The sequence below is a fragment of the Frateuria terrea genome, assembly GCF_900115705.1.
Classification (GTDB): domain Bacteria; phylum Pseudomonadota; class Gammaproteobacteria; order Xanthomonadales; family Rhodanobacteraceae; genus Frateuria_A; species Frateuria_A terrea.
Window position 1 is genome coordinate 128,884 of record NZ_FOXL01000003.1, and the last position, 18,258, is coordinate 147,141.

The 18,258-nt window shown below is 69.5% G+C and carries 16 protein-coding genes; 10 read left to right on the forward strand and 6 right to left on the reverse strand.

Annotation, left to right across the window (positions count from 1 at the left end):
* The first annotated feature begins 113 nt into the window (after window positions 1-113).
* Genes BMZ38_RS04400 through BMZ38_RS04410 form a run of 3 tightly spaced genes read left to right on the forward strand, consistent with a single transcriptional unit; the run spans window position 114 to window position 1,910 of the window.
* Window positions 114-1,010: a phosphoribosylaminoimidazolesuccinocarboxamide synthase gene (locus BMZ38_RS04400; protein WP_091334668.1), complete on the forward strand. Its 897-nt coding sequence runs from the start codon at window positions 114-116 to the stop codon at window positions 1,008-1,010.
* A gap of 22 nt (window positions 1,011-1,032) precedes the next feature.
* Window positions 1,033-1,503 (forward strand): Mpo1 family 2-hydroxy fatty acid dioxygenase, encoded by a 471-nt coding sequence (locus tag BMZ38_RS04405; RefSeq protein ID WP_091334670.1) that lies wholly within the window; start codon window positions 1,033-1,035, stop codon window positions 1,501-1,503.
* Window positions 1,503-1,910 carry a hypothetical protein gene (locus BMZ38_RS04410; RefSeq protein ID WP_091334672.1) on the forward strand — a complete coding sequence of 136 codons (408 nt, stop codon included), beginning with the start codon at window positions 1,503-1,505 and terminating at the stop codon, window positions 1,908-1,910. The genes BMZ38_RS04405 and BMZ38_RS04410 overlap by 1 nt, the downstream gene beginning before the upstream one ends.
* 64 nt (window positions 1,911-1,974) lie before the next feature.
* On the opposite strand, the gene BMZ38_RS04415 is transcribed toward BMZ38_RS04410, so the two are convergent.
* The 6 genes from BMZ38_RS04415 to BMZ38_RS04440 all read right to left on the reverse strand — a co-directional run bounded on the left by BMZ38_RS04415 (window position 1,975) and on the right by BMZ38_RS04440 (window position 11,328).
* The gene (locus BMZ38_RS04415) at window positions 1,975-2,976 is read right to left on the reverse strand and encodes a glycoside hydrolase family 43 protein (protein ID WP_091334674.1); all 1,002 of its coding nucleotides are present in this window, start codon (window positions 2,974-2,976) and stop codon (window positions 1,975-1,977) included.
* A 32-nt stretch (window positions 2,977-3,008) separates the two neighbouring features.
* Window positions 3,009-4,583 carry an exo-alpha-sialidase gene (locus tag BMZ38_RS04420; RefSeq protein ID WP_245747177.1) on the reverse strand — a complete coding sequence of 525 codons (1,575 nt, stop codon included), beginning with the start codon at window positions 4,581-4,583 and terminating at the stop codon, window positions 3,009-3,011.
* Window positions 4,580-5,881, reverse strand: a complete 1,302-nt coding sequence (locus BMZ38_RS04425) for a GDSL-type esterase/lipase family protein (RefSeq protein ID WP_091334676.1) — start codon at window positions 5,879-5,881, stop codon at window positions 4,580-4,582. The genes BMZ38_RS04420 and BMZ38_RS04425 overlap by 4 nt, the downstream gene beginning before the upstream one ends.
* A gap of 118 nt (window positions 5,882-5,999) precedes the next feature.
* Window positions 6,000-8,798: a TonB-dependent receptor gene (locus BMZ38_RS04430; protein WP_091334678.1), complete on the reverse strand. Its 2,799-nt coding sequence runs from the start codon at window positions 8,796-8,798 to the stop codon at window positions 6,000-6,002.
* Window positions 8,799-8,900: 102 nt separating this feature from the next.
* A complete protein-coding gene (locus BMZ38_RS04435) occupies window positions 8,901-10,085 on the reverse strand; it encodes an endo-1,4-beta-xylanase (protein WP_245747178.1) in 1,185 nt (394 codons plus the stop codon).
* Window positions 10,086-10,176: 91 nt separating this feature from the next.
* Window positions 10,177-11,328 (reverse strand): aldose epimerase family protein, encoded by a 1,152-nt coding sequence (locus tag BMZ38_RS04440; protein ID WP_245747179.1) that lies wholly within the window; start codon window positions 11,326-11,328, stop codon window positions 10,177-10,179.
* A 384-nt stretch (window positions 11,329-11,712) separates the two neighbouring features.
* Here BMZ38_RS04440 and BMZ38_RS04445 point away from each other — a divergent pair, with 384 nt between their 5' ends.
* Genes BMZ38_RS04445 through BMZ38_RS04475 form a run of 7 tightly spaced genes read left to right on the forward strand, consistent with a single transcriptional unit; the run spans window position 11,713 to window position 18,255 of the window.
* Window positions 11,713-12,438, forward strand: coding sequence for a FadR/GntR family transcriptional regulator (locus BMZ38_RS04445; RefSeq protein ID WP_091334680.1), 726 nt, complete (start codon window positions 11,713-11,715; stop codon window positions 12,436-12,438).
* Entirely contained in the window at window positions 12,435-13,358 is a 924-nt protein-coding gene (locus BMZ38_RS04450; protein ID WP_091334682.1) for a 2-dehydro-3-deoxygalactonokinase, read from the forward strand. The genes BMZ38_RS04445 and BMZ38_RS04450 overlap by 4 nt, the downstream gene beginning before the upstream one ends.
* Window positions 13,355-14,002 (forward strand): 2-dehydro-3-deoxy-6-phosphogalactonate aldolase, encoded by a 648-nt coding sequence (locus BMZ38_RS04455; protein WP_091334684.1) that lies wholly within the window; start codon window positions 13,355-13,357, stop codon window positions 14,000-14,002. The genes BMZ38_RS04450 and BMZ38_RS04455 overlap by 4 nt, the downstream gene beginning before the upstream one ends.
* Window positions 13,999-15,147, forward strand: a complete 1,149-nt coding sequence (gene dgoD, locus BMZ38_RS04460; RefSeq protein WP_091334686.1) for a galactonate dehydratase — start codon at window positions 13,999-14,001, stop codon at window positions 15,145-15,147. The genes BMZ38_RS04455 and dgoD overlap by 4 nt, the downstream gene beginning before the upstream one ends.
* A gap of 2 nt (window positions 15,148-15,149) precedes the next feature.
* Entirely contained in the window at window positions 15,150-15,914 is a 765-nt protein-coding gene (locus BMZ38_RS04465; protein ID WP_091334688.1) for an SDR family NAD(P)-dependent oxidoreductase, read from the forward strand.
* Entirely contained in the window at window positions 15,911-16,867 is a 957-nt protein-coding gene (locus BMZ38_RS04470; RefSeq protein WP_091334690.1) for an SMP-30/gluconolactonase/LRE family protein, read from the forward strand. Before BMZ38_RS04465 ends, BMZ38_RS04470 begins: the two co-directional genes overlap by 4 nt.
* Complete coding sequence (locus tag BMZ38_RS04475; RefSeq protein WP_091334692.1) at window positions 16,864-18,255, forward strand: sugar porter family MFS transporter; 1,392 nt, start codon at window positions 16,864-16,866, stop codon at window positions 18,253-18,255. Before BMZ38_RS04470 ends, BMZ38_RS04475 begins: the two co-directional genes overlap by 4 nt.
* Window positions 18,256-18,258 lie beyond the last annotated feature (3 nt).

The window sequence follows — 18,258 nt, forward strand, 5'->3', positions numbered from 1 at the left end:
GCGTACAGCGAGATGGATTCCCGGGAAGGCGCGATTCTAGCAGCGCGGCGCCGCCGGGCCGTGCGCACCCCGCTAGAATAGGCTGCTCCCAAGCTTCAACGGCGGATCGCCCCGTGCCCACCACCCTGCTGCAATCGAACCTGCCTGGCCTGGACCTGATCCATCGCGGCAAGGTGCGCGACGTCTATGCGCTGTCCGATGACCGCCTGCTGATCGTCGCCACCGACCGCCTGTCCGCCTTCGACGTGGTGCTGCCCGACCCGATCCCCGGCAAGGGCGAGATGCTTACGCAGATCTCGAACTTCTGGTTCGACAAGACCGCGCACATCATTCCCAACCACCTGCTCGAGGTACCGCTGGGCGAAGTGCTGCCCGCGGGCACGGACCTGTCGCTCTACGCCGGCCGCGCGGTAGTGACGAGGCGGCTGAAGCCGGTGCCGGTCGAGGCGATCGCGCGCGGCTACCTGATCGGTTCGGGCTGGAAGGACTACCAGGCCACCGGCAAGCTCTGCGGCATCGCGCTGCCGCCCGGGCTGAAGCAGGCGCAGCAGCTGCCCGAACCGATTTTCACCCCGTCGACCAAGGCTGCAGTGGGCGACCACGACGAGAACGTGAGCTTCGATGCGGTGGTCGATGCCGTGGGTCGCGAGCTGGCAGAAAAGGTGCGCGACGCCACGCTGGCGATCTACCGCTGGGCCGCCGCCTACGCCGCCGAGCGCGGCATCATCATCGCCGATACCAAGTTCGAGTTCGGCACCGACGCCAGCGGCAAGCTGTACGTGATGGACGAGATGCTCACGCCCGACTCCTCGCGCTTCTGGCCGGCCGACGAGTACCGCACCGGCATCAGCCCGCCCAGCTACGACAAGCAGTTCGTGCGCGACTACCTGGAAACGCTGGACTGGAACAAGAAGGCGCCCGGACCGCACGTGCCGGGCGAGATCATCGAACGCACCCGCGCCAAGTACGCCGAGGCGCTGGAGCGGCTGGCCGGCATCCGGCTCGACTGATCCACCGACCCAGGGGGCAACCATGCGCAGCATGCAGAGCTGGCTCGACGGCTACAGCGCCGACCACCGCAACCCGGTCAACCAGGTCCTGCACTGGATCTGCGTGCCGCCGATCGTGTGGACGGTGGTCGCCCTGCTGTGGACCGTGCCGGTGCCCGCCGCCTGGCTCAAGCCGGGCGCGTGGGCGGTGTTCGCGATGGTGCTGGCGTTCGGCTGGTACTGGAAGCACTCGCACCGGCTGGGCGGCGCGCTGCTGGTGTTCTTCGCCGCGCTGGCGCTGCTCACCGCGTGGCTGTTCGAGCTGCTCGGGCCGGTACGGCTGCGCTGGACCGCCCTCGTGGTATTCGTCGTGGCGTGGGTCGGCCAGTTCATCGGCCATCATTACGAAGGCCACCGCCCGAGCTTCCTCACCGACCTCTCCTACCTGCTGGTCGGCCCGGCCTGGCTGATGGAAAAGCTGCTGCGCAAGCTCGGCTTCAAGGCGCAAAGTTGATGCAAACCCTGCTTACCCTGCTCAGTACCCTGCTCTGGTGGGTGCTTTACGGCTCGATCGTCGCCCTCGCCGCCAGCCTGATCGCCTGGCCGGTGCTGCGCTGGAGCGAGCGCAGCAACGTGGTGTTCAACCGCGTGTACTTCGGCTGCCTGCTGTGGAGCCTGCTGGGCTTGCTGCTGGTGGGGCTGGTCGCGGCGCACGAAGGCAACGTGCGGCCGCCCTATGGCCCGCTGCTCGCCTCGCTGCCGCTGCGCCTGGCGCTGGTGATCGACATGGTCGCCGGCGCGCTGCTGCTGTGGCGCCTCACGCCGCGCGTGGACGCCCGCCGCATCCGCCCGACCAGCGCCTGCATGGCGATGGCGGCGGTGACGGCGGTGGCCTTCGGTATTGCTACCAGCCTGGCGTAGCCAGGCGCAGGGTGGGCCAACCTCGCACCGCCAACTTCGCCGAAGCGGTGGGCTGAAGCCCGCCCTACGGGTCCTGCGGGGGCGCTCCCGGCTCGCCGAGATCGGGCATGCCCTCGGCCGTCCAGCCGATCGGCTGGATCCGCGGCGCGCGGCGCGGCGTGCACTTCCAGCCCGGGCCGCCGTTGGCGTGATAGATGATCCAGTCGCGGCCGTCGGTGCCCTTGAAGAAGCCATTGTGGCCGGGCGCGTACACGTGGTGTTCGGGCGAACTGGCGAACACCGGCTTCGGCGATTTGTGCCACGACGCCGGATCGAGCAGGTCGGCGTTGCCGTCCGCTTGCAGCAGCCCCAGCGCGTAGTCGTCCGACCAGCAGGCGCTGGCCGAATAGCTGAGGAATACCTTGCCGTCCGGCCCCTGCAGGAACTCCGGCGCCTCGAGGATCTTGCGCCCGCCCTGCATTTCCCACGCGTACGTGGGCCGGGCGATGTCCACCTGCGGCGAGCCCAGCGTCCACGGATTGGTCATCGGCGCGATCACCAGGTCGCTGTGGTCGCCGACGTAGGCCGAGTAGACGAAAAAGCGGCGGCCGCCGTGTTCGAACACCGTGCCGTCGATCCCCGTGCGTTCCGTCTTCAGCATCCCTCGTTCCACCCATCGTCCACGCGTGGGATCGGCCGATGCGTTCTGCAGGACGAACACGTGGCGGTGATCGTCGTCGTTGTGCCGGGCATCCGCCGCGGTGAAGTAGAGGTACCACTTGCCGTCGATGAGATGCAGTTCGGGCGCCCAGACCGCGGCCGAATCCGGCCCCTCCGCGGGCGCCCGCCAGGCGACCACGGGCTCGGCCTGCGCCAGCTGCCGCAGGTCGTGCGTCTTGCGCAGTTCGATGCGGTCGCCTGAGGTGCTGGTGTAGTAGTAGACGCCGTCGCGCTGGATCACCCACGGGTCCGGGCCCGAGGGCAGCAACGGCCTGGAATAGTCCTGCGCGCCGGCCGCCAGCGTCGGGGCGCTCGCGAGCAGCAGGGCCAGGCTCGCGAGGATCGAGCGGTAGTGCTTCATCGGCATGGGAACTCCGAAGGCAGGCATCGGCACACGCATCAGTCGCCGCCCCGCGTCGCCGGATCCAGTTGCAGGTAATCCACGTCGGCCGGACGCTGCGCACCCTCGATCACCACGGTGTTGTCGCCGGCGCGCAGCGTGCCGCTGGCGGTGGCCAGATGCCAGCCGTCTTGGCCGGTGCGGTCGGCCAGCACCCAGGTCGCGCCGTTGACGCGCAGCACCGGCAGCGCCGGCGTGAAGCCCAGGTCCTGCCAGCGTACCGTGGCGCGGTAGGCGCCACCGGCCGACACGTGCACGGGAAAACTCAGCTGCCCGCCGGGCGCGGACGCCATGCGCGCCTTGGCACCATTCGAGGCGCCCGGATCGCCGATACGCACGGACCACCGGCGCGCCGCGTCTTCGGCCTCATAGCGGTCGAAGCGAGCGGGTGCGTCGGCGTACATCACGACGTTCTTGCGCGCGTCCTGCGGATCGGCGGCGTCGGAGGACGTGGTCGCGTGCCACAGGCGTGCACCGGGCATGGCCAGCAAGGCCTGCGTCCAGCCGGCATGGATGTTCCCGGTGAGCTTCTGCACCGGCGCTGCGGCCTCCCACCACGGACCGCGCCCGCCGTCGTTGTTCCAGTAGATGCTGCGACCGGACGGGTCGCCGTCGCCGCCCGCGCGTTCGGCCACCACGGCGATCACGCCGGGACCGTCGCGCCACGGGAGCCAGCGCACGATCGGCGAAGCGGCAGGCCATGCGCCGGCAGCGGTGCGCACCGGCGTGCCGCGGTCGGCCGGATCGCCCCAATCCAGGCCGTCGGCACTCGTCTTCAGGTACACCTGGCCGTTGTTCGGCCCGTCGATGTCCTCGTAGGTCATCACGTAGCGGCCGTCCGGCAGGCGATCGACCACCGCCATGCCGGGACGCTCGACGCCGCCGGGAATGGCCACGTCCACCTTCTCCTTGCCCCAGTGGCGGCCGCCGTCGCCGGACACCTTGTGCGCGAGCAACTGGTTGAAGCCTTCGGCCTTGTGCTTCTCGCTGGAGTAGTAGGCGACCAGCCGCCCGTCGTCGAGGCGGTGGACGTTCGGCTCCCACACGCCATGGTTGTCCTTGTCGCTCGGATTGCCGCCGCCCTTGACGATCGAGCCACGGTAGCGCCAGCGCCGCCCGCCATCGGTGGAGGTGTACAGCTGCAGGTCCTCGGCCACCAGGCGGCTGGTCGCGTCATTGCCGGTGGCGTTGGCCGCCAGCAGCAAGGTGCCGGTCGGCAGGTCGGCGCTGGGTTTGGCGAGCTCGGACAGGTGCGGCTGCCAGCGCAACTGCCAATGGGGATCGCCGCCGTGCGCCTGGTCGGTCACGTTGGAGAGGAAGCGCCAGTGCGCACCACCGTCGACGCTCTCGTACAGCGGAATGCCGCCCATGCCGTCGCGCTCGAACACCATCAGCATGCGCCCGTTCGAGGATGCCTCCGGCTGGTGGGCCAGCCGCACCGCGCTGACGTAGCCCACGCCATCGGCGAGCACCTTGCCGGTCGCCTGCGCCGGCCCCGGCGCCGCGGCGGCTGGAACCCAGGCGAGCGCCAGCGCGCAGGCCAGCGCGCAAGGCAGCAGGATCGGACGTGTCATGGAGTATCTCCGGCTGGATGGGATCGCGACGGGTCGACGCCTTGGACTTGCCGCGGCGCCGGGCAGGCGAACAAGGCCAGCGGAACCGCCGCGGCCATCGCGCCATAGCCCGCATCGTTCGGGTGGATGTGGTCGCCGCTGTCGTAGCGGGGTCGCAGCCGCTGCGGTTGCGCCGGGTCGCGCAGCGCGGCATCGAAATCGATCACCGCGTCGTACGGCGCGCGGGTACGGATCCACGCGTTGACCGTCTGGCGCGCCGCCTCGCCCTGCGCCGAATACGCACCCAGCGTGCCGCCGAACGGCGGCAGCGTGGCGCCATAGAGGCGCAGGCCATGCTCGCGCGCCGCCGCGGCGATCCGCCCCAGCGTGGCGATCACCGGCCCCGCGAGGACTTGCGCCTGCGGCACCGGCCGGCCGGCCGCGCGCGCCGCCATGGTCGGCTCGCCGATGTCGTTGATGCCGCCGAGCAGCAGCAGGTCATGCGCACCCGGCACCGAAAGGACGTCCGGCTGCAGGCGCTGCCACATGCTCTGGCCCTGGCTGAAGCCACCCCGCGCCGCGGCGACCTGGTTGCCGTCGATGCCGGCATCGAGCACCGGCAGGGCGCAACCGGACCGGCGCAGGCGATCGGCCAGTTGTTCCGGATAACTCATGCCCGCGCTGGCGCGGAAGCCGTTGGTGATCGAATCGCCCAACGCGACGATCGCGCGCGTCGCTGGCGTTGCCGCCACGTCGATCCGTGCCAGCCAGTCGTAGCCGGGTGCATAGCCGGCCAGCGGCATGCGTGCGGCCCGTGTGTGGTCGCCATCGAGCGAGATCGCCTGCCGGTAGCGCGCATCGGGGTGCCAGGACGCCGGCATCGCCGCACCAGGCACGAACAGGCTCACCGCCAGCCGCTCGCCCGCATGCACGGCCAGGCCCAGCGGATCGCTGTCGAGCACGCCGCCCGCGGGCAGCACGGCGCGCGCCTCGCCGCCGAAGGTCACCGGCGCGAGCGTGCCGGTGTCGACGGCGAAACCGTCGCCCGCCGCGGCGCGGGCCACCGCGACGGCACCGATCGTCACCGGCCGCTCGCCGAAGCGATTGTCCAGGTGGACGCGCAGGCGCCGTCCGCCGGCTCCGATGCGGACGATCTCGCGCACGGTCTGGTGGTGCAACGGGGTATCGAGCGGCGGCTGCCGCAGCACCGCGTTCGCCGGCATCGGATTGCGCAGCGGCGCGGCGGCCCAGGCGCCGACCCAGTGTTCGGCGCCTCTCGCACCGGCCGGTGGTGCGGCGGCGCAGGCAAGGGCCAGCACCGCCGCCCATCGATAGTATCGGAGTGTCGTCCTCACGCCGCCGGCTCCAGCAAGGCAGGTGTGACCGACGGCGGCGACGGCTGGCTGCGGGGAGGGCCGCTGCCGTCGCCGCCGGCGCTCACAGCTTGAAGCGCAGGCCGACGCCCACGGTGCGATCCTGGTAGCGGATGTCGCGCGGCCGCGAGTTGCCGTCGCCCCAGTACTGGTGCAGGTCCTGCCCGGTCAGGTTGGTGGCCGAGAGGATCACGGTGGTGTACGGGTTGACGTCGTAGCCCACCGACAGGTCGAGCTGGTTGGCCGGCTCGATCTCGTCATGGTTGCCGGCCACCGTCGGCTGGGTAAAGAAGTCGATGAAGCGGCTGCGGTAGTTGTAGGCCAGGCGCGCGGAGAAGCCGTACTTCTCGTACATCAGCACCGCGTTGCCGTTGCGCTTGGACACATTCTGCAGCGGCGAGGCCACCTCCGGGCCGCCGATGAACTGCGGCGAGCGGGTCGAGCCGTCGATGTAGGTGTAGTTCAACTGCACGCCCAGGCCGCTCAGCGCGCCCGGCAGGAAGTCGAAGAACTGCTGGTAGGCCACCTCGGCGCCGTCCAGGTGGCCGCTGCCGGCGCTCTGCGGCGAGGACAACTGGTAGGCCTCGCCGTTGATCGTCACGTCGGTCACGTAGTTCTGGATGTAGCCGTTGATGTCGCGGTAGAACACGCCGCCGCTGACGTAGCCGGACGGTGCGAAGTACCACTCCAGCGACGCGTCGTAGTTGTTCGACTTGATCGGCTTGAGGTTCGGATTGCCGCTGGCGGCCGCACCGGCGCGGTTGATCGTTCCGGGGTTGAGCGAGATCGACGGATTCAGCTGGCCGAAGCCCGGGTAGGTGATGGTCTTGGCCGCCACCAGGCGCAACTGCAGCGCGTCGGTGAAGTGCAGGTTGAAGCTGGCGTTGGGCAGGTACACCGGTTCATTGGTGCCCACCGACAGCGGCGAGTAGACGCTGGTGGCGGCATTGAAGGAGTACGCGTCCAGGTTGCGCTTGACGCGCTCCACGCGCATGCCCAGCAGGCCGTCCACCGGCAGTCCGAACAGGGTGGTGTCGTAGCCAGCCTGCAGGTAGCCGGCGAGGGTCTTCTCGTCGATGTTGTAGTAGCGGCCGGGGTTCACCGGCGCGGTGCCCGCGGGCAGGCCGTACAGGCCACGGATCGCGTCGGCATTGGCGGTGAGGTAGTTGAAGCAGCCGGTCAGCCAGGACACCGGGATGGCCGAGGTGGTCGGCATGGAGCAGAAGTAGCTGCTCGGGAAGCGGGCGGTGACCTGGTTGGCCGGGTTCGGCGTCTCGACGATGTTGCCGGTGCCGGCGCCGCCCGGCGGCGGGGTGGAGATCTCCACGCTGCCGTTGTACTGGGCCTTGTGGTCGGCATAGCGCAGGCCGAAGTCGAGGTAGCTGAGGAAGCTGCCGTTGATGTCCAGGTTGCCGTCACCGCGCCACGCCCACTGCTTGCCCCGCTCGGTGTGCCAGGTCTGGAACAGGCCGTTGAGGTAGTAGTTGTTCGGATCCAGCTGCTGGTTGTTGCCCAGCGACCAGTTCTGCTGGTTGCCGGCCGTGCCGTTCCACACCGTGGTCACCGGCCCCTTGAGGAAGGTGTCGACGATGAAGGTGTTGTCGTTGAACGAGGTCTGGCCGTAGGACAGGTCCGAGCTCAGGCGCAGCCGGTCGCCCTGCCACTTCACGCCGACCGCGTGCTGCATGTCGTGGCCGTGCTGCACGTGCGCCTGGGTGCTGGTCGCGGCATAGGTGTTGCCGGTCCAGGTGCCGCTGGCGGCGTCGCAGACGGTCTGGCCTTCGAACGGCGAGCCGGTGAGCTGGTCGGCGTAGCAGTTGTCGCTGACGGTCAGGTTGCTCGGGCTGACTGCACCGACCGGGAAGGAGAAGTAGAACGGCTGGTTGTAGTCGTCCGACAGCCAGTCGTACAGGCCTTCGGCATAGACCTCGGTGCTGTCGTTGGGCTTCCACTGCAGCGCGTAGTTGAGCTCCGGGCGCTGGCGGTAGCCGATGTTGTAGTCGGCGCCGAAGCCGTTGGGTGCGGCGACCAGGTTGCCCGCATCGGTGCGGACCGGCGCGCCGGTGCCGTCGGTCAGCACCTTCGGGAAGTCGCCCCACACCGCGTTGTACTGGTAGTGCTGCGCCATGAAGCTGGCATTGACCAGCGCACCGACCTCGCCGATGCCGGTCTGCCAGCGGTCGCTGGCCAGCACGCTGAAGTTCGGGTCGGTGTGGTTGCCGTACTTGGCGTGGGTGGCCGTGTAGGTCGCCGCCACCTTGGCGCCGTCGAAGTCGAACGGGCGATAGAGCTGCATGTCGACCACACCCGCGATGCCGCCGTCGAGCAGGCTCGCCTCGCTGCTCTTGTAGACCGAGACCGTCTTGACCGCGGTGGCCGGCAGGTTCTGGAAGGCAAAGGCGCGGCCCACGCCGCTGAAGATCTCGCGGCCATTGAGCGTGGTCACGACGTTGGGCAGGCCGCGGATCACCACCGAGCTGGTCTCGCCCTGGAAGCCCTGCGCCACCTGCACGCCGGTGATGCGCTGCATGGCATCGGCCACGCTGTTGTCCGGCAGCTTGCCGATGTCCTCGGCGACGATGGAGTCGACCACCATGCGCGCGTCCTGCTTGAGCGACTGGGCGCTCTCCAGGCTCTGGCGCAGCGGCGTGACGGTCACCTGCGACAGGTCGACCACCTTCTTCTTGGTCTCGCTCTGGGCGGTGCCGCTCTTGGCCTTGGCCTGGCCGTCCTGGGTGGAGGCGCTGGTGGATGACTGCGTGCCGGCATCGGCAGGCGCCTGCGTATCCTGCGCGTAGGCCGGAGCGAAGGCCGCGGCGATCGCGGCCGCGAGGATCGTCACGGAAATGCGGTTGCGGTACATGGATGGAAACCTCCCGTCAGAAGATCGTGGATCGCCGGTTGGCCGGCGTTCTTGGTCTGGTCACGCCGCGGGCGGCTGCCCGCGGCGCGGAAACGTCGGTGTTCAGTGGGTCGTTGTGCCGGCCGAGGCCGGATAGACCGCTGCCGCGGCCGGCACCACGCCGCGCGGTGCGTGCGAAAGCGCGCGCAGGATCTCCGCCTCGCGCTGGCGGTACGGCGTACCGTCGCCGTGCAGCAGGTCGTGGAACCAGATCGTTGGCGGCTGCAGCGTGTACGGGCGCTGCCAGGAATCCCACGGCAGCGTGGTCTGCGTGCGCCCTTTGACGAAGCCCCAGTTGACCATGCCCACGTCGAGCTTCTTGGCCAGCGGCAGTACGCCATCGATGGTCGAGCCCGCGCCGCGCGCCATGTACTCGGTGCAGATCAGCGGGCGGCCGTACCGCGCGAGCTGTTGCACGCGCCCGGCGAACTCCTCCGGCCAGCCATAGTTGTGGAAGCTGATCACGTCGGACTCGTCCAGCTGCGTGCGCTCGACCGCATTGAGCTTGGCCGGGTCGGACCAGTCCGCGTCGTGCCACAGGCCGCTGGTGAGCGGCTGCGTCGGCGCGGCACTGCGCGCCCAGGCGAACACCTGCGGCAGGAGCTTGGCCACCAGCGCCACCTTGTTTTTCGGCTCGCGCGCGTCGTAGTCGCCGCCACCGGGGTTGTCCGGCTCGTTCCACACGTCCCAGGCGAGGATCCGCGGGTCGTTGGCGAAGTGCCCGACGATGTCCTTCACGTACTGCTCCAGCCGCGGATACTGGCTCGGGTCGGCCATGGCCACGCCCGGGCTCTGCACCCAGCCGGAGTTGTGCACGCCGGGGATCGGCGGGTGCTGCGGACCGAGCTTCGGCTCCGGGTCCCAGCACGAATCGAACAGCACGAAGATAGGCTTGATGCCGTGCTTGTGCGCGATCGCCAGGAAGGTGTCGATGCGCTGCTTGAAACCCTGCGGGTCCTGCTTCCACAGCAGGTCGTGCAGGAACACGCGCATGGTGTTCATGCCCAGCTGCTGTGCCCAGCCCAGCTCCTTGTCGATGCGCGCCGGGTCGAAGGTGGCCGACTGCCACATCTCCAGCTCGTTGATTGCGTCGGCCGGCACGTAGTTGCTGCCCAGCGGCCAGGGCTGGTGTTCGTACCAGGCGTGCGCCTTCGCCGGCGTCCAGCGCGCCGGCGCATCGGCGGCCGGTGCGCGCGGTGCCAGCAGCGCTGCCGCACCGAATGCCAGGGCCAACCATGCGTGTTTCATGCGAACTCCTCGTGGTGCGCGGCGCCCTGCGCCGGGCAAAACGCTCCCGCGGGCGCCCCAACGGGCGTCCGGTGGACGGTGGACTGCCGGGTCAGTGCGCGGCGCGCGCCGGCTCGGTGGTGAAGCGGTAGACGATCACGTTGCGGTACTCATGTCCCGGGTCCAGCCGCGCCGAGCCGAACGCCGGCTGGTTGGGCGTGTCCGGATACAACTGCGGTTCGAGCACGAACGCATCGCCCTGGCGGTAGACGTGCCCGCCGGTGCCGACGGTCGTGCCGTCGAGGAAATTGCCCGAGTAGAACTGCAGGCCGGGCTGGTCGGAACTCAGCGTGAGCACGCGCCCCGAGTGCGGGTCTTCCACGCGCGCGACCATCCGCGGCACCGGCGCCGGCGTGCGGCTGATCACCCAGTTGTGGTCGTAGCCGCGGCCGTTGAGCAGTTGCGGATCATCGGTGCGGATGTCGCGGCCGATCGGTTTGGGATGGCGGAAGTCGAACGGCGTGCCGTCGACCTTGCGCAGCTGCCCGGTGGGAATGGACGTCGCATCGATCGGCAGGAACGCATCGGCAACGATGGTCAGGCGCTGGTCCATCACGCTGCCGGAGCCCTCGCCGGCGAGGTTCCAGTAGGTGTGGTTGCTCAGGTTGACGATGGTCGGCCGGTCGGTGGTCGCGCCGTAGCGGATCGACAGCTGGTTCTTGTCGTCGAGCGTGTATTGCGCGGTGACCGAGAGCTTGCCGGGATAGCCCATGTCGCCATCCGGGCTGACGTAGGTCAGCGTCACGCTCGCCTTGCCGGCGTCATGGCTGACCGCGCTGATCGTCCACAGCACCTTGTCGAAGCCGCGGGTGCCGCCGTGCAGCGAGTTGGGTCCGTCGTTGACCGGTACCTGGTAGGTATGACCGTCGAGCACGAAGCGGCCCTTGGCGATGCGGTTGGCGTAGCGGCCAACCGTGGCGCCGAAATACTGCGGCTTCTCCAGATAACCCTTGAGCGAGGGGTAGCCGAGCACGATGTCGGCCAAGTGGCCGTCGCGGTCCGGTACGCGCAACGACTGCAGGCTCGCGCCGTAGGCGATCACCCGTGCCGACAATCCATGTGCATTGGTCAGCACGACCGCTTCCACCGCTCGACCATCGGGCATCGTGCCGAAGCTTTCGCGCTTCGCGGCGGTGCCGGCATGCGCCGCCATCGAGAGCGTCATCAGGCCGAGCATCGAACCCATCCACCCTGCACGTAGCATGTCCCCAGCCTCCTTCTGCCGCACTCGAAGTGGAGGCATGCAATCACATTGTATGATTATCGTGCAAGTGTTCGGCGGGCGTAATTTTTTCCTGGTGCAGCGCGGCATGACACCCGTAGCGATGCTTTGCAGAAGCCGCTTCCGCATTGCATCGCGGGGCGCACGGTGTTCGCCGGCTCCGGCAGCGATCGCTTTGTTCGACGCAATTTCCGCAATGCGTCATCAGCCCTTTCGCGACGCCGCTCCGTAGGGAGAAAAAAAGTGCCGCCGCACCTTGGCAGGACGCGCGCCGAGTGCTTATAGTCGATTTGTATGACAAACCGTCCGGACGGGGGACAGCGCCCGCCGACACGGATCGACCAAGCCACCCTGGAGCCGCATTTCATGAGGAAGACGAGCGCAGTCCGCAGCCTGTACGGGCACGTCATGCACGAGCTCGGGCAGCGCATCGTGGGCGGCAAGGTCAAGCCCGGCGACGTGCTGCCGCGCGAGGAAACACTTGCCGAAAGCCTGCAGGTCAGCCGCACCGCACTGCGCGAGGCACTGAAGGTGCTCTCGGCCAAGGGCCTGATCGAATCGCGCACCGGTGTCGGCGCACGCGTGCTGGACAAGCGCCACTGGAACCAGCTCGACGCCGACGTGCTGGCCTGGCGCTGCGCGTCGATGCCGACCGATGACTTCGTCGACAAGCTGGTGGAGATGCGCGAGGTGATCGAGCCCGCCGCCGCCGCCGCCGCCGCGCGCCGGCGTACCGCCGAGCAGCTGGCCGAGATCGATACCGCCTTCCGCGCGATGGACGCCGCGCAGACGCTCGACGAGTGGACTGCGGCCGACCTGCAGTTCCACGACGCGGTGCTGCATGCCACCGGCAACGAGCTGCTGCAGTCGCTGTTCTCGGTGGTCGAGACCGCGCTGGGCACCTTTTTCACGTTGTCGGCGCGCACCGCGACCAACTTCAAGTATTCGTTGCCGCAGCACCAGAAGGTGCTCGAGGCGATCCGCCGCAAGCAACCGGAAGTGGCGCGCAAGGCGATGCACTCGATGATCGCCGACTCGCAGGCGAACCTGCAGCACAGCCGCGGCCGCGCCCGCAAAAAGGCCAGTGCGTGAACACGCCGCTGATCGGCCTGGACTGGGGCAGCACGCGGCTGCGCGCCTACCGCTTCGACGAGGTGGGCGGCGTGGCGGACACGCGTGCGCTGCCCTGGGGCAGCCGGCAGCTGCCGCAGGGTGGTTTCGAGGAAGCTTTCGCGCGCGCGGTCGAGGGCTGGCCACACGCGCCGGTGCTGGCCTGCGGGATGGTCGGTAGCCGCGGCGGCTGGCGCGAGGTGCCCTACCTCGACACGCCCTGCCGCCTCGAAGCGCTGGGTCGCTCGCTCACCGCGATCGACGCGCCGGATGGGCGCACCGTGCACATCGTGCCGGGCCTGCGCGACCCGGCCGGGCCGGACGTGATGCGCGGCGAGGAGACCCAGGTGGCCGGCGTACTCGCGCGCATGCCTGGCCTTGCGGGCAACGCGCGGCTGCTGATGCCCGGCACGCACAGCAAGTGGGTGCGCGTGCGCGACGATGCGGTCACCGGTTTCACCACGCTGATGACGGGCGAGCTGTTCGCGCTGTTGCGGGGGCACTCGGTGCTCGGCGCCGGACTTCCCGAGGGCGGCGCCGACGATGAGGCGTTCGCGCGCGGTGTCGCGGCGGCGCAGGCCTCCGGCGCCGCGGGTGGCCTGTCGCGGTTGTTCTCCACGCGCGCCTTGATGCTCGAAGGTGCGCTGGCGCCTGCCTCGGTGGCCGACTTCCTTTCCGGCCTGCTGATCGGCGACGAGCTGCGCATGGCGCTGGCCGCCGGCTGGGCCACGCCCGACGCGCCGGTGCTGGTCGTCGGCGAGGATGCGCTGTGCGCGCGCTACCGGCAGGCGGCCCCCGCGTTCGGCCTGTCGCTCCAATCCACGCCCGGCGCGACTGCCGCGTCGGGCCTCTGGCGGGTCGCCGCAGCGGCCGGCCTGCTTCACGGACTTTCCCACGCATGAACGACTTCAACACCTGGCTCGATCCGCTGCCGCTGGTGGCGATTCTGCGCGGCCTGCATCCGGACGAGGCGCCGGCCGTCGGCGACGCGCTGGTCGGTGCGGGCTTCCGCATCCTGGAAGTGCCGCTCAACTCGCCGCGCCCGCTGGACAGCATCAGCCTGCTCGCCGAGCGCTACGGCAGCGAGCGGCTGGTCGGCGCAGGTACCGTGCTCGATCCGGCTCGGGTGCGCGACATCGCCGACGCGGGCGGGCGGATCGTGGTGATGCCGCACGCCGATGTCGCGGTCATCCGCGCCGCCAAGCAGGCGGGCCTCTACTGCGTGCCGGGCGTCGCCACGCCGACCGAGGCCTTCGCCGCGCTTGCCGCCGGCGCCGATGCGCTGAAGCTCTTTCCCGCCGAGCAGGCCTCGCCGGCCGTGCTCAAGGCCTGGCGCGCCGTGCTGCCGGCGGCCACCGCGGTGCTGCCGGTCGGCGGCATCGCGCCGGACACCATGGGTCCGTGGCTGGCTGCCGGCGCCGCCGGCTTCGGCATCGGCTCCTCGCTCTACGCGCCCGGACGCGCGGCCGACGACGTCGGCGCGCGTGCGCATGCCTTCACCCAGGCCTGGCGGCGCCACCTCGATTCGCAGGGATCCAACGCATGAAGATCACCCGTCTGACCACGTTTGTCGTGCCACCGCGCTGGCTGTTCCTGCGCGTCGATACCGATGAGGGCATCTGCGGCTGGGGCGAGCCGATCGTCGAAGGCCGCGCGCACACCATCGCCGCGGCGGTGGACGAGCTGTCCGACTACCTGGTCGGCAAGGACCCGCGCCACATCGAGGACCTGTGGAGCGTGATGTACCGCGGCGGCTTCTACCGCGGCGGCCCGGTGCTGATGAGCGCGATCGCCGGCATCGACCAGGCGCTGTGGGACATCAAGGGCAAGCACCTGGGCCAGCCGGTGCACGCGCTGCTCGGCGGTCCGGTGCGCGAGCGCATCCGCGTGTATTCGTGGATCGGCGGCGACCGTCCCGCCGACACTGCGCGCGCGGCGAAGGAGGCGGTCGCGCGCGGCTTCACCGCGGTGAAGATGAATGCCACCGAGGAAATGCAGTACGTCGACACCTACGAGAAGGTCGAGCAAGTGCTGGCCAACGTGCAGGCCGTGCGCGACGCGGTCGGGGCACACGTGGGCCTGGGCCTGGACTTCCACGGCCGCGTGCACAAGCCGATGGCCAAGGTGCTGATGCGCGAGCTCGCACCCTACAAGCTGATGTTCATCGAGGAACCCGTCCTCTCCGAACACCTGGAAGCGCTGCCGGAACTCGCCGCCGTGTCGCCTGCGCCGATCGCGCTGGGCGAGCGGCTGTACTCGCGCTACGACTTCAAGCGTGTGCTCGCGATCGGCGGCGTCGACATCCTGCAGCCCGATCCCTCGCACGCCGGCGGCATCACCGAGACGCGCAAGATCGCCGCGATGGCCGAGGCCTACGACGTCGCCATCGCGCTGCACTGCCCGCTCGGTCCGATCGCGCTGGCCGCCAACCTGCAGCTGGACGCGGTCTGCCACAACGCCTTCATCCAGGAACAGAGCCTGGGCATCCATTACAACGCCGCCAACGACCTGCTCGACTACGTCAGCGACCGCAGCGTGTTCGCCTACCAGGACGGCTTCGTCGCCATCCCGAACGGTCCCGGCCTGGGCATCGAGGTGAACGAGGCCTACGTCGCCGAGCGCGCCTCGGCCGGCCATCGCTGGCGCAATCCGGTGTGGCGCCATGCCGACGGCAGCGTGGCGGAGTGGTGAGCATGGCCGCCTTCGCTACCTACCCCAGCCTGCTCGACCGCACGGTATTCATCAGCGGCGGCGCCACCGGCATCGGCGCGGCGTTCGTCGAGCACTTCGCGCGCCAGGGCAGCCGCGTCGCCTTCATCGACCTCGATCGCGAACACGGCCAGGCGCTGTGCGAGGAGCTGGCCGACGCCCACCATCGCCCGCTGTTCCTGCCCTGCGACGTCACCGACCTCGACGCACTGGCCGCGGCGATCGCGCAGGCGCGGGCCGCCATGGGTCCGATCGGCGTGCTGGTCAACAACGCCGCCAACGACGTGCGCCACGCCTTCGGCGACACGACTGGCGCCGAGTTCGATCGCAACATCGCGGTCAACCTGCGCCACCAGTACTTCGCCACGCAGGCGGTGTGCGGGGACATGCGCGCGCTCGGTGGCGGCTCGGTGATCTGCCTGGGTTCGACCGGCTGGATGAAGAAGAACGCCGGCTACCCGATGTACGCGATGGCCAAGGCCGCCGTGCACGGGCTGGTCAACGGCCTGGCGCGCGAGCTCGGCCGCGACCGCATCCGCATCAACGCGCTGGTGCCCGGTTGGGTGATCACCGAGAAGCAGCGCCGGCTGTGGCTGGACGCCGAAGGCGAAGCGGAGATCGCCCGCGTGCAATGCCTGCCCGGCTACCTGATGGCCGACGACCTTGCGCGCGCGGCGCTGTTCCTGGCTGCCGACGACAGCCGCATGTGCACCGGGCAGGACTTCATCGTGGACGGCGGCTGGGTATGAACGCCGCCGCCACGGTCGCCCTGCAGGCACGCAACACGCTGGGCGAAGGCATCGTGTGGTGCACGCGCGAACAGGCGCTGTACTGGACCGACATCCACGCAGCCACGTTGTGGCGCTACCGCCCGCGCGACGGCCGCGCGGAGCGGTGGCCGATGCCCGAGCGGCTGGCCTGCCTGGCATTGTGCGAGGCCGACGGCTGGCTGCTGCTCGGGCTTGCCTCGCGCCTGGCGTTCTTCCATCCGGCCAGCGGCACGCTCGCGCCCATCGCCGAGGTGGAATCGGGGGTGCCGACGCGCCTCAACGACGGTGCCTGCGACCGCCAGGGCCGCTTCGTCTTCGGTACCTTGCACGAACCGGCCGCGGGCGACCCTCGCCGCGCCATCGGCAGCTTCTACCGCCTGAACGCGGATCTCTCGATCGAGCGCCTGGACCTGCCCGGCGTGGCGATCAGCAACAGCCTCGCCTTCAGCCCCGACGGGCGCACGCTCTACTACTGCGATTCCATGGCACGCACGATCCAGTGCTGCGGCTACGGCGACCGCTGCGGCCCGCCGCGCACCTTCGCGCGCGTCGACGATCCGCGCGGCGAGCCGGACGGCTCGGCGGTGGATTGCGCCGGCAACCTGTGGAACGCACAGTGGGGTCTCGGTCGCGTGGCGTGCTATACCGCGGATGGGCGCCTGGACCATTGCATCGATGTGCCCGCCTCGCAGCCGACCCGCCCCGCTTTCGGCGGACCGGATCTTGCGATGCTCTACATCACCAGCGCGCGCGACGGCCTGGACGCCGACGCGCTCGCCGGACAACCCTCCGCCGGTGCGCTGTTCGCAGCGCCGGCGGGCACCACCGGCCTGCCGGAACCGCGCTTTGCCGGCGTGCCACCCACGGGCGGACGAACACGCCACACTATCGAGCCAAGCCGTCTAGACGACACCTACCGGGAAAATCCATGAATGCCACTACCGCAGCACCGGTCGCCACCCGTGCCAAGGCCACGGCCGTGTTCACCTGCATCCTGGCCGCGCTGGCCGGCCTGATGTTCGGCCTGGACATCGGCGTGATCTCCGGCGCCGAGCAGTTCATCCAGAAGGAATTCGTGGTCAGCGACCGCACGATCGGCTGGATCGTCTCGATCATGATGGCCGGCGCCGCGCTGGGAGCGTTGGCAGCCGGCTGGCTGTCCGGCCACCTGGGCCGCAAGCGCTCGCTGATCCTGGGCGGGGTGCTGTTCGTGGCCGGCTCGGTGCTCTGCGGGGTGGCCTGGTCGCCCGACGTGCTGATCGCGGGCCGCTTCGTGCTCGGCCTGGCGATCGGCATCGCCAGCTTCACCGCGCCGCTGTACCTGGCGGAGATCGCACCGGAGTCGATCCGTGGCGCGATGATTTCGCTTTACCAGCTGATGATCACCATCGGCATCCTGGCGGCCTACCTGTCCGACCTCGGGTTCAGCTACTCCGGCAACTGGCGCTGGATGCTGGGCGTGATCGCGATTCCCGGCGCGCTGTTCCTCGTCGGCGTCACCGTGCTGCCGGACAGCCCGCGCTGGCTGATGATGCGCGGCCGCCGCCCCGAGGCCGAGAGCGTGCTGCACAAGCTGCGCGGCGACGTCAACGTCATCGCGCGGGAAATCGCCGACATCCAGGAGCAGCTGAAGATCCCGCAGCGTGGCGTGCACATGTTCTTCCAGAACGCCAATTTCCGCCGCTCGGTGGGCCTAGGCGTGCTGCTGCAGGTGATGCAGCAGCTGACCGGCATGAACGTGGTGATGTACTACGCGCCGCGCATCTTCCAGGGCATGGGCTACGCCACCGCGGCACAGATGTGGTTCACCGTGCTGGTCGGCCTGGTCAACGTGCTGGCCACCTTCATCGCCATCGGCCTGGTCGACAAGCTCGGCCGCAAACCCATTCTCTACATCGGCTTCGTGGTGATGACCGTGGGCCTGGGCGTGGTGGGCACGATGATGCGCCTGGGCATCGACAGCCATGGCGAGCAGCTTTTCACCGTGGCGATGCTGCTGGTGTTCATCGTGGGCTTCGCCATGTCTGCCGGCCCGCTGATCTGGACGCTGTGCTCGGAGATCCAGCCGCTCAAGGGCCGCGACTTCGGCATCGGCTGCTCCACCTTCACCAACTGGGCCGCCAACTGGCTGGTCGGCGTTTCCTTCCTGCCGCTGCTCAACGGCATTGGCCAGGCGGAGACGTTCTGGCTCTATGCGGCATTCAACGCGGTGTTCATCGTGCTGACGTTCTGGCTGGTGCCGGAAACCAGGGGCGTCACGCTCGAGCAGATCGAGCGCAACCTGATGCACGGCAAGCCGCTGCGCGAGATCGGGCGCTAGCGG